The organism is Rapidithrix thailandica, from assembly GCF_039710355.1.
Lineage (GTDB): Bacteria > Bacteroidota > Bacteroidia > Cytophagales > Flammeovirgaceae > Rapidithrix > Rapidithrix thailandica.
This window is the reverse complement of the sequence record NZ_JBDKWZ010000001.1, coordinates 762,656-774,622: the sequence shown is the minus strand read 5'-3', so window position 1 is coordinate 774,622 and position 11,967 is coordinate 762,656. Positions and strand designations below refer to the sequence as shown.

Below are 11,967 nucleotides of genomic sequence, written 5' to 3'. Positions count from 1 at the left end.
TGGAAATACTGCCTTGGAAAGAGCCGCTGACCACAGTCTACAACTTACTCAGTTTGCCTTGCAGAGGTCAGGATACCTAATCTAACAATAAAATCACCTATTTCATGGACCTTCTAAGCTTTATCGTCTGGGACCCTATACCGGAAGTCATTCCAAGTTGGAGTATACCCCGTTGGTACGGACTGTTTTTTGCCGTAGGCTTTTTGATCAGTCAACAGATCATGTTTTACTTTTTCCGCAAAGACGGCCGGCCGGAAAAAGATGTAGAAACCATGACCATTTATATGGTAGTTGCCACCATATTGGGTGCCCGGTTTGGACATGTATTCTTCTATGAACCGGAAATCTTCCTGAACAATCCCATCGATGTGATCAACTTCTGGGACGGTGGATTTTCAGGCTTGGCCAGTCACGGTGGAGCTGTCGGTATTCTATTGGCCCTGTATATTTACTCCCGTAGGCATACCAACCAATCGTACCTATGGGTATTGGACCGTATCGTGATTGTGGTGGCATTGACGGGTTGTCTGATTCGCACGGGAAATTTGATGAACTCCGAAATCATCGGAAAACCCACGGATAGCAGCTTAGGCTTTGTTTTTGCGCGCAGTGCCGAAGAAGCCGTGGAGAGCCTGGAGGATTATATCGATGATGTGGAAGCCTCTCAAGGTACTCATGCCAGTGCCGGCAACCACTTATCTCCTGTAGATTTGCGGGTGGAGTTTAAAAAACAAGGACTGGATGAAGCTGCCGTCAAAAAGATCCTCAATTATATCCAGGTCAATATCCTGAGTCAATCGTATGTCAAACAACATATCCGGCAAGCTGCCGACCAGCCACTGGATTATTCACTGGACCAGGAAAAGGGACAATACATCGCAACCATTCATACACAAGGAGTCGTCCGCTACCCTACGCAACTTTTTGAAGCAATCTTTTACTTGTTGACATTTGCCGTACTATTCTTGATCTGGCAAAAAGCAAGACATAAACTGCCCGAAGGGTTTATTTTCTCCTTATTCCTGGTCATTCTATTTGGATTCCGGTTCTTTATCGAGTTCCTTAAAGAAAATCAGGTAGCATTTGAAGATGATATTCCGCTCAATATGGGGCAATGGTTAAGTATCCCTCTGGTATTGACCGGGGCCGTATTGATGGTAGTACTTTTGCAAAAACAAAATAAAAAGGATAAAGAAATTGCCTCCTGAGGTTAAAAAATTAGTGAGCTATTTCTATAAATAATATAAATCGTTTTACACAAACATCCCCCTGTCTTCGTAAAGCCAGGGGGATGTTTTTTATACGATATAAGGTCAAAATTTGACCGCTCATCAATCAACCTTTCCGAATTGTTATTTTCACGAATGGCGGTATGTTGTTCTTATGAATTCTGTACAAAGCCTGCGAGTTCCAGGTGTTTCCAGAAGCTTGGGTACGATTTATTCACGACAGCCGGATCCTCAATCACTACTTCACCCAACAAAGCCAAGGGAGCAAAAGCCATCCCCATGCGATGATCGTCATAAGTCGCAACCATTTGCCCGTTCACTTGGGCTTTGTTTCCCGGCACCCGGATTTCTTCATCGCCAATGACTTCCAGCTCTACGCCAAATTTCCGCAATTCCTGTTGCAAAGCTGCGATCCGGTCTGTTTCCTTTATTCTCAAACTGTGCAAGCCGGTCAACCGCGCTTTAATGCCTTTGGCCGCGCAAACTACGGCTATGGTCTGCGCCAGGTCCGGACAATGGCTGAAATCGTATTCAAACTCTTTGGCCGCTGCTATCTTTTTCAACGTAACACCCGTTTCATCAAATTCCGATTGAATACCCAAAGCCCGCATTAATTCCACCAATGCACTGTCTCCTTGTAAGGAATTTTCCTTTAAACGCAAGATTTTGATTTCGGCTTCCTCAGCCAATGCGGCTATGCTATACCAATAGCTTGCACCCGACCAGTCCGACTCAATGGTGTATTGGTTTGCCTGATAGGTTTGCTTGGGTATCGTAATGATATTTTCCTCCCAACCGTATGTAATTCCAAAATGACTCATCAATTGCAAAGTCATTTCGATATAGGGGCGAGAACTCACCGTTCCGGTTAAAGTCAAGGTCAAACCCAACGGTAAGGTAGGTGCCACCATCAACAAAGCCGAAATATATTGACTACTTACATCTCCCCTCACCGATACCTGATCGGTACTTTGTTGGAAACCCTTGATGTGCAAAGGAGGATACCCCTCTTTTTCCTGATAAGAAATTTCCGCCCCTAATTCGCATAGGGCATCTACCAATATTTTAATAGGCCGGTCACACATACGCGGTGTTCCGGTCAAGATGGTTTCGCGGTTGGTAGCAGTGCAATAAGCCGTCAAAAAGCGCATGGTTGTCCCTGCATCCAGTACATCCAGCACGTTGTCTTCGGACTTAAGCAAGCGGATCATCGTTTGTGTATCCCGGGCTTCCGCCAGGTTGTCCAGTTCTATACCGGAGCCTGCCAAAGCCTGAATGATCAGAGCCCGGTTGCTTTCACTTTTGGATGAGCTAAGAGGAATTTCCGCACGGATCTTCCCGGAAGAGTGAGTGAGTCGAATGCTGTCTTGCGTCATTGTTCCTTTATTTTCGTCTTATTTTCTGCTAAAATACACCTGCCTAACGGAAAAGAAAAACCCGGACCGGTCAATCGGTTCTTGAGTAATGGTTTTCGAGTTTTTTCATCATAAAAACATCTTGTAAACGGTAAACACTCCTTTCGCACTTCAAACACACCGTCCTTTCAATTCCTATTTTGTTAAGGATAACCATGACTGTATTAGGTATAACTGAAGAATATTCATTTACTTTACAGTAGAACAGTTCAATCTAAAATTCAACGAAAAATGAAAAAAATTCTGACTGCTTGTTTACTTCTGGCCTCCTTGGCTTCCATGGCACAAACTTCTAAAAAAGACTGGATTCAACTTTTTAATGGAAAAGACCTGAATGACTGGAAGGTGAAAATTACCGGACATGAACTTAATGATAATTATAAAAATACATTCCGGGTAGAAGACGGGGTAATGAAAGTTTCCTATGACGGGTATGAGAAGTTCGATAGTAAATACGGGCACATCTTTTACAAAGAAAAATTTTCGGCCTATCTCTTGGCCGTTGAGTACCGTTTTACCGGAGAGCAGGTGAAAGAAGGTCCCGGATGGGCCTATCGCAACAGTGGAGCCATGTTGCATTGCCAGGCACCTGAAACCATGGGCAAAGACCAGGATTTCCCCATTTCGATTGAAGTACAATTTTTAGGTGGAGACGGACAAAGCGAACGAACCACCGCCAACTTGTGTACCCCTGGAACCAATGTGGTAATGGATGATAAGCTGTTTCAGGCACACTGTGTCAACTCTACCTCCAAAACCTACCATGGTGACCAATGGGTAAGATTGGAAGTGTTGGTGTTAGGCGATTCGCTGGTGCAACACATCATGGAAGGGGAAGTGGTATTGGAATACGAAAAGCCTCAAATTGGCGGAGGAAATGTAAGTCAACATAACGCGGTCGAAAAAACAGACGGCAAGTTGCTAAGCGAAGGATACATTTCTTTACAAAGTGAAAGCCATCCGGTAGAATTCCGAAAAGTAGAGTTATTCAACCTGGAGCCGTATATGAACAAGCCGAAAAAGCTGGATAAAGTATTGAAGAAACTGGTACAATAAAACCAAATACTACCAAAGGGAAGGAGACAAAGCAAAAAGATTTGTCTCCTTCTTTTTTTATCTTTACCGGCCTTGCGTTTGCGCAAGGCTGGCCTGCGCCAAATGACTAAATCCACCTATGTTGAAATAATCCTGTTATGAACCGATCCGTTTTCTATGCTTTGTTTCTGTTTTGGATAGTGTGTACCCATACCGCCAATGCCCAAGAAAAAACCAGAAATGTACTGATTGAATTAGGTGTCGGTCCGAATGCTTATAAAGGAGAATTGAGCAAAGGATATGAAAAGTGGGCTTCGGCTTTTCACGCTGCCTTGCAATTTAACCGCAGTAAAAAAATAAACTTTCGCCTAGGCCTGCGCTTCGGGCATACCATTGGGCAAGACCTTCATTTCAAACCTTCCTCCAAAAATGCCCAAGTAAATACATTTGTGAAAACCAACTTTTGGGGAGCCAATATGGATGTGATGCTGCATTTGTTAAAAAAAGAACATGTCAGGGTCTATCTGAGCCAAGGTTTGGGTTTACTACATTTTGCCCCCAAAGATGCTGAAGGCCATGCCTTGGTGGACCAAACGGATACCCGGGATGCAAATGAGACATATTCTTTAAACACCGCCTTCTTTCCCACGTCCCTGGGCATAGCTTACCATTTGGACAATAATTATGGCGCTAGTTTACAATTCAGCTTGCTCAACCCCTTCAACGACTACCTCGACAATATCTCTCAATGGGGGAATTCATCGGATAAGGATAATATTTTATCGGTTCGACTTTCATTTCTTATACCTTTGTACTTAGAATCTAAAAACGAAAGAGCTCTCTCCCGGTAGTTTCAACAATTTCCGGCCTGTGAAAGCTTGGAAAGTAAGTACCGGTATGACCAAATACGATCAAAACTTTTTTCAAGATGTGTATGAGGTAACCCGCCTGATTCCGGAAGGCAGGGTGACTTCTTATGGGGCAATTGCCAAGTACCTAGGACTAAAATCGGGGGCACGCATGGTAGGCTGGGCAATGAATGCAGCCCATGGGCAAAAAGATGTACCTGCCCACCGGGTAGTCAACAGTAAAGGATTACTTTCGGGAAAACACCATTTTGAAACCCCTACAAGAATGGAAGAGCTCTTGAAAAAAGAAGGGATTAAAGTGAAGGAAGATAAAATCGTGGATTTCAAAACCCATTACTGGGACCCTTCTACAGAATTGCTATAAACAGAAATAAACAAGTATTAAAATTTTGTACGCATTTTAACAAAGGAGCGTGAATGGCATAAGAAGCAGTCAACCATTTGTTCTGTCTCCTTCTTCCTGTCTCCTCTGATTAAACTTCTTACACCTATGAATAAACAAGCTTTAGTTGAGCAGATTAAGAAAAAGCAATCTTACCTATGTGTGGGTTTGGATACCGATTTGACAAAGATTCCCACTCATTTGCTGAAAGAGGAAGATCCGGTATTTGCCTTTAACAAGCAAATCATCGATGCCACTGCAGAATACTGTGTCGCTTACAAACCCAATATTGCCTTTTATGAAGCCATGGGACCGCGGGGATGGGATAGTTTGCAAAAAACCTTGGAATATATTCCCAAGGAAATTTTCACCATTGCCGATGCCAAACGTGGCGACATCGGCAATACGTCCAAAATGTATGCACAGGCCTTTTTCGAACAAATGGATTTTGATTCCATCACGGTAGCGCCTTACATGGGAGAAGATTCCGTCACGCCCTTTCTGGAATTTGAAAACAAGTGGGTCATCTTGTTAGCTCTTACTTCGAACAAAGGAAGTAGTGATTTTCAGCATTTACGCGTGGACTCGGAAGGAACAGCCCTGTTTGAACGGGTCATTACCACAAGCCAGTCTTGGGGCAGTACCGAACAACTAATGTATGTGGTAGGTGCTACACAAGCTCAAAAACTGCAAGAAATCCGGGCCATTGCCCCCGATCACTTTCTGCTGGTTCCGGGAGTAGGAGCTCAAGGAGGAAGTTTGGAAGAGGTGTCTAAATACGGAATGAATAAAGATTGTGGCTTATTGGTGAATTCGTCCAGAGGCATCATCTATGCTTCCGCCAAAGAGGATTTTGCAGAGGCTGCCGGAAAAGCCGCCCAAACCTTACAACAGGAAATGGCCGTTTATCTTGGCGAAATATTGTAGGGTTTTGAGAGTTTTGATACTCCGAAGTGATTTAAACTTATAGTTTTTGACCGAAAATAGAATCAAAATCGGCTCATCAAGGCACTTTTTGAAGAGAATAGCCAAAGCTATTGTTGAAAAAAGTAACACAGAGGAGGCGTTTTTGAAACATTTTTTAGGAAAAAGAAAAAGTTTAATTCACTTCTCCATTAAAAAACCGGTAAAAGGTTTATAAATACGAATTAAAAGAACAAGTCCGTAAGCATCCATTTACGGACTTGCTTTTTTTACAAGCGCGGATCTACTTCCTCGCTTTCCAATGCCAACACGCCAAACACACATTCATGGGTTTTTCTCAAAGGCTCTTTTTTCACAAACCTTTCCAAGGCTTCTACTCCAAGAGAAAATTCCCGCAGGGCCAATGAACGTTTCCGGGATAAATTCCGGTGTTTCAAACGTTTCATTTGCTGAGGCTCCGAATATCCCGGACCATAAATAATCCGCAAATACTCTTTTCCCCGGCATTTCACCGCCGGTTGTACTAAGCCTCTCTCAGTAGTTGCCACAAACTGATACGGTTTGATCACCATCCCCTCTCCTCCCTTACGGGTCAAGTCTTCCCACCATTGTGTGGCTTCTTGTACAGAGGTTTCCTGATGCAAATCCACCACTTTATAAGGGGTCGCCATGAGCAGTTGCTCATCTCCTTTACAAAAGCGGGCAATAGTTTGCATATGCCATTCATGATCTTTGTCCGTATGTACTTTTCCTTCGGTGGCTAAAATATGAAAAGGAGCCAACTTTAACCCTTCCAGGCCTTTCACCTCATGACAATACCTTCGATACGCTTGGGTATACAAATCGATGGTTTCGTATTTATTTTCAAATGAGCGGGCCAATTCATCCACTTCAAGGCCTCTGTTCTGCGCCTGTTCTAACAATGTGATGCTTTCTTGTAAGGCATATGTCCCGGAGGCCCCTACGGCAGCATATTGTTTTAAAATCAAGTCTTTGGCTTTGGCGGACCAAGGCATTAATTCACAGTCCAAGCAAACCCAATCCGTTTCCTGTTCTTCCCAAAACCCAGTTGCACTCAAGGCTTGATGAACCCGTTCCAGAAATTGCATTTCCAAGGTGTTGTCGTTAAAAAAGCTTCTGCCGGTTCGCGTATAACAGACACCCCAAGAGGCATGTTTCAACCCAAACCGCCTCTGAGCCACTTCTTTTTCTTTGCAAACAATCACCACCGCCCTGGAGCCCATATGTTTTTCTTCACAAATCACTTTTTGAACACCTTGCTTTACATAATATTGAAAGCCTTCCGAAGGATGTTCCAAAAGATCCGGCAAAACGCTGGTTTCGGTCGGCGACATGGTAGGCGGTAAATAAATCATCCATTTGGGATGAACCCCAAAACGCGACATTACCTCCAAGGCAGCTATGGAGTTTTCTTCTTTTAACGTAATTGATTTTCCCAAACGGGTATAGACAATCCGTTTACCACTGACGTCTTCGATGTCCAACACATCGTCATAAGCTTGTTGGGCAGTGGCCGAGAGTTCGGGTGTTTGTAGCGGTTTTACAGGCTCACAATATATTTTTTGCGCTTCTACACTTACCAATTCTTTTTCGGGATAACGCAAAGCTGTCAATTCCCCACCGAACACACAGCCCGTATCAATGTCGATGGTATTGTTCAACCATTCCGCTTCCGGCACAGGTGTATGTCCATATACCACCATGGCTTTGCCTTTGTATTCTCTTGCCCAATTGTACCGGACAGGTAAGCCAAACTCATCGATTTCCCCGGTCGTTTCGCCATACATACAAAAAGAACGGACAGCCCCGGAACCCCTTCCTTGTAGCTCTTCCCTCAGGCCGGCATGGGCAACCACTAAGTTCCCACTATCCAACACATAGTGACTCACCAAAGCATGAATAAATTCGCGTATTTCCTGAATAAACGCCTCCGGTTCACTCGCCAGTTGTTCCATGGTTTCAGCCAAACCGTGATTGAGGTTTACATTTTTACCATTCAGTTTGCGCAGTAATTTTACATCATGGTTCCCGGGCACACATAAAGCAAGCCCACTTTTGACCATACTCATTACCAAACGCAACACTTCCGGAGAGTTTGGTCCCCGGTCAACCAGATCTCCCAGAAAAATAGCCTTCCGGCCCTCCGGGGCTTGCACCTGGTAGTTTTTATCGTTTTTCTCTATGCGATAACCCAGCTTTTCAAGCAATGTTACCAATTCCTCAAAACAACCGTGAATATCTCCTATGATATCGAAGGGTCCCGGTTCGTGTTTTTTATTATTCCAAAGAGGCTCCCGTACAATAGTCGTTTCTTCTATCTCTTCGGGCGAATTCAACACATAGGCCTTCCGGATTCCTTCCCGCTTGAAGGATTTAAGTGAGCGTTTTAAACTTTTCTGATGATTGACCAATACATACTCGGCAAAGTCCCGGTCATTGCGCAAAGCATGCCGGTCTTTTAATAGTCTAATGGGTAAATTCAGTGCAATCACCACCGGGATACAATGGTATTGTTTGGCAAGCACCAACAAAGGCTTTCGGGCATCCGCCTGTATGTTGGTGGCATCAATGACGGTAAGCTTTCCCCGTTTTAGCCTCTTACCTACCATATAGTGTAAAAGCTCAAAAGCATCTTTGGTTGCCTCCATACTGTTTTCGTCATCCGAAACCAAAGCCCGGCAATAATCGGATGAGATAATTTCCGTAGGCAAAAAATGCTTTTTGGCGAACGTAGATTTTCCGGAGCTGCTGGCCCCTACTAATATGACCAAGGACAGCTCAGGTAGTTGAATATTCATGAATTTTCAGATTAAAGTCTTTTGAATGTATTTGTGCCTGTCGTCAACAGACATTACTTCCCCAAGCGATCCATTATTCTTCTATTTTCTTAAACACGGCCATTTGAGAGGAAGCCCCAACGCTTTCATCTTCTTCACCTATGGGATGTATTTCTACTTGGTACCGGAAGGATTCGCATATATGTGTTGTCCATTCCTGAAATTGCTTACGCGTCCATTCAAACCGGTGATCGCTATGCCGGAAAGCCTCCGGTGAGAGGAATTCATACTTTTGGTTGTATTCGGCATTCGGAGTCGTAAGTACTACGGTTTTTGGTCCGGCAAATTCAAAAACTACTCTTTCCAGAGCCGGAAGTCTTTCTTCATCCACATGCTCGATCACTTCTACCAAGGCCGCAGCCTCAAAATTTTCCAAGCGTTTGTCACGATATGTCAAGGAGCCTTGGATCAGTTGAATCCGTTCCTGGAGTTTTGGCGAAGCAGCGTCTAACCATAGTTTTTCTTTGGCTTTTTGCAGTTCTCTAAAAGATACATCCATTCCCAGAATTTTCTCAAACTGGCTTTCTTTAAGCAAGAGTTTTAACAACTTTCCATTACCACAACCCAAATCCAACACTTTTTTCGCTCCCGATGCTTTCAGTTGGCTTAGCGCAGCCATCAAGCGCAGTTGGTGCAAAGACTCCTTTTTCTCCACAACCGCTTGATCCTTCACTTTTTCCACTTCTTCCTCTATCTCATTTTCTTCTACCAAGCGTTGTAATGCTCTCCGGGTCAAGCCTCCTATATTTTTCAAATACCTACGGGTAATCATTTCTTTTTCAGGATGCTCATTGAGCCAGGTGTCCCCTTTGTGCAACAGCACTTCAATGTCGTGTTCTGATACCCAATAATGTTTTTCCAAATCAAACACTGGCAACAAAACATACAGATGGGAAAGCAATGCTTTCAGAGGCAGTGTATTTTTTAGTTTGATGGTAAAATACGGACTGTTTCCCCAGCTGTCAAAATGTTTGTCCAACATATGTTGTTCGACTTCCAACTCATACCCCAACGGTTCAAATACTTTTCGCAAGAAGGCTTCCCCTCCTTTCACTTTTACCACGGCAATCCTAGCTTCCAAAGGAAGGGCTTGACCGGGCAATGCCGGTTTGTCATTGCACTTCCCCCCCAACGCACTGGAGTAAACTTTGGCAATAGCCGAACTCATAAAAGAAGAAGCCACATAAGGCCGGTCATTGACGTAATGCTGCAACATAAAACTGCTACCCGGCACTTTTAATGTTCTCACTAAATCCACCGGATCTATGTCCAACAACATCACTGCCGTACATTTCTCTTCTGTCGCTTCGGGGTAAAACACATGTGCCTGCCCTGCGGTCACCTTAAATTCTTGGACTTTATCAGGATGCTTGTGCAGTAAATATCCAAGATCCGTAGCCGGTTGATGGGTAGTACTAATGGATAATAACATAAATTTCTTTTATTATGAATACCTCAAAATTAGAAGATGCCTATGCAATCTTTCTGCGCAGTCGATTTTTCTTTTAAGCTTTTCACAATAACTATTTTCTTAGTTTGTAGGCTGCGCAGAGAAAGCTATCTTTGAGATAGCAAGTTAAAATATAAATATAACTATGAAAGAACTTACCAAAGCCGAGGAGCAAGTCATGCAAGTATTATGGAATTTGAAAAAGGCGTTTGTCAAAGATGTGATCAAAGAGTTACCCCTCAATGCTGAAGGAAAGAAACCGGCTTATAACACCATTTCCACGATCATCCGTATTTTGGAAACGAAAGGATTTGTGGGGCATACGGCTTATGGAAAAACCTATGAATACTATCCATTAGTGGAGAAAAAACACTATCAAAGTTTTTTTCTTAAGAACTTCTTATCCAACTACTTTGGCGGTTCTTTTGAAAAGCTTGTTTCCTTTTTTGCCAAAGACAGCAATATGGATGTGCATGAACTTGAAGAGATGCTTCACCATGTAAAAGATCATTTAAAAGAGGGAGAAAGTCCGCAAAAATAAACGGTCACAAAATGATAACGCTCCCCCTGTGGCGTACAAGTTCCCAAGGGGGATTGGCTCAAAATAATTCCTTTCTAATTATACCCAATACCTTCAGGATACAATTTCCATTCATACACATTGTTATCGAACACTTCTAGCCTATCCTTTACATTTTAGTTCTCAACCAAAGTTTGTATCTTTAAAAGATGATAGCCTATAATAGGTATTTTAACTTTTTTTTAACGCGGACTTACAAAGTTATTGACTACATTTGTTCCGATGTTAAGAGAGCTCTCCTATTCCCTTCAGGCCGGGAGAGTATAAACAAGCGCCTGATACTTGTTCATCGCTTTATAACAGCAAGGCTGCCCTTTAAGGCAGCCTCTGTTTTTTCTAATCGGACGGGGGGCCATAAAGCCCAATCATTAGTTTTGGAAATATGTAGTGTCTTCCAGCAAGTCTTCCGTTCTGCGTTTTAACTCCTCAAAATCGGCAAATTCTATGGTGCCCACTTTCGGAATGATCTGAATGATAAACCGCTGGTTTTTCTTTTCATCTCCTACCACCCGGCCTACTCCACCGGTTCCACTCCCTGCAATGATCACTTGAATGATGTCCTGGTTAAATTCTATTCCTTGTTTTTTCCAAAGCTCATACAGCTGCATAGCCCGCTCATAACTCAATTCATAATTGCGCTCGTACCTGTCTTTGGAAGCACTTCCTTCAATCACCAGCATATACTTAACATTGGTCTCCACATCCAAGCTATCGATCAAGGCTTTCAGTTCCATTCCCGCACTTTTTAACATCTCATGGTACTGGGATTGAATCTGGGCTTTTCCGGTGGCAAATTGTACTTGGGTTTTCAGAATATGCCGTTTGTACTGGGCTTGGTATTCAAAATATTGAGGGTCCAATTTGGAAATGGCCTGCTCGATTTCCATCAATTTGCGGTATTCTTGTTCCAATACATACAGCCGGCTTCGCTCTGCCTCTAACTCATCCACCAGGGAATCTGCCAGAAACTTTTCCGACAATAAATGAGCTCGCAGATCTTCCAGTTCCAATTCCCGGTCAGAGAGAAGGGCTGTCCGGCTATCCAATTCTTCCTGTTGCGCCAAAAATGCCAAGGCTTTGTCTTTAAACATCTTATAACTCAGCACGAAAAGTACCAATGTAATAATGAATAAAGCGGTCATCAAATCAGCATAACTGGCCCAAAATATATGGGAGGATTTATGTTTCATAAGTTGGTTTCATTTAGATATTCATGATCAGGAAA

The 11,967-nt window shown here is 43.3% G+C and carries 10 protein-coding genes; 6 read left to right on the top strand and 4 right to left on the bottom strand.

Annotation, left to right across the window (positions count from 1 at the left end):
* Positions 1–104 precede the first annotated feature (104 nt).
* A complete protein-coding gene (locus AAG747_RS02880) occupies positions 105–1,208 on the top strand; it encodes a prolipoprotein diacylglyceryl transferase (RefSeq protein WP_346819617.1) in 1,104 nt (367 codons plus the stop codon).
* A gap of 173 nt (positions 1,209–1,381) precedes the next feature.
* Here the strand turns inward: AAG747_RS02880 and aroA are convergent, their stop codons facing one another.
* Positions 1,382–2,605 (bottom strand): 3-phosphoshikimate 1-carboxyvinyltransferase, encoded by a 1,224-nt coding sequence (gene aroA, locus AAG747_RS02875; RefSeq protein WP_346819616.1) that lies wholly within the window; start codon positions 2,603–2,605, stop codon positions 1,382–1,384.
* A 270-nt stretch (positions 2,606–2,875) separates the two neighbouring features.
* Between aroA and AAG747_RS02870 the strand changes: the two genes are divergently transcribed.
* From AAG747_RS02870 to pyrF, 4 genes are all read left to right on the top strand, one after another.
* Positions 2,876–3,700, top strand: coding sequence for a 3-keto-disaccharide hydrolase (locus tag AAG747_RS02870; protein WP_346819615.1), 825 nt, complete (start codon positions 2,876–2,878; stop codon positions 3,698–3,700).
* Between the two features lie 137 nt (positions 3,701–3,837).
* Positions 3,838–4,530 carry an outer membrane beta-barrel protein gene (locus AAG747_RS02865; RefSeq protein WP_346819614.1) on the top strand — a complete coding sequence of 231 codons (693 nt, stop codon included), beginning with the start codon at positions 3,838–3,840 and terminating at the stop codon, positions 4,528–4,530.
* A 46-nt stretch (positions 4,531–4,576) separates the two neighbouring features.
* A complete protein-coding gene (locus AAG747_RS02860) occupies positions 4,577–4,912 on the top strand; it encodes an MGMT family protein (RefSeq protein WP_346819740.1) in 336 nt (111 codons plus the stop codon).
* A 126-nt stretch (positions 4,913–5,038) separates the two neighbouring features.
* Positions 5,039–5,857 (top strand): orotidine-5'-phosphate decarboxylase, encoded by an 819-nt coding sequence (gene pyrF / locus AAG747_RS02855; protein ID WP_346819613.1) that lies wholly within the window; start codon positions 5,039–5,041, stop codon positions 5,855–5,857.
* Positions 5,858–6,123: 266 nt separating this feature from the next.
* On the opposite strand, the gene AAG747_RS02850 is transcribed toward pyrF, so the two are convergent.
* Complete coding sequence (locus AAG747_RS02850; protein ID WP_346819612.1) at positions 6,124–8,673, bottom strand: polynucleotide kinase-phosphatase; 2,550 nt, start codon at positions 8,671–8,673, stop codon at positions 6,124–6,126.
* Positions 8,674–8,746: 73 nt separating this feature from the next.
* Positions 8,747–10,144 carry a 3' terminal RNA ribose 2'-O-methyltransferase Hen1 gene (locus AAG747_RS02845; protein WP_346819611.1) on the bottom strand — a complete coding sequence of 466 codons (1,398 nt, stop codon included), beginning with the start codon at positions 10,142–10,144 and terminating at the stop codon, positions 8,747–8,749.
* A gap of 163 nt (positions 10,145–10,307) precedes the next feature.
* Between AAG747_RS02845 and AAG747_RS02840 the strand changes: the two genes are divergently transcribed.
* Positions 10,308–10,703 (top strand): BlaI/MecI/CopY family transcriptional regulator, encoded by a 396-nt coding sequence (locus AAG747_RS02840; RefSeq protein ID WP_346819610.1) that lies wholly within the window; start codon positions 10,308–10,310, stop codon positions 10,701–10,703.
* Between the two features lie 407 nt (positions 10,704–11,110).
* Here AAG747_RS02840 and AAG747_RS02835 read toward each other — a convergent pair whose 3' ends face one another.
* On the bottom strand, positions 11,111–11,932 hold the full coding sequence (locus AAG747_RS02835; RefSeq protein ID WP_346819609.1) for a hypothetical protein: 822 nt from the start codon (positions 11,930–11,932) through the stop codon (positions 11,111–11,113).
* Between the last annotated feature and the right edge of the window lie 35 nt (positions 11,933–11,967).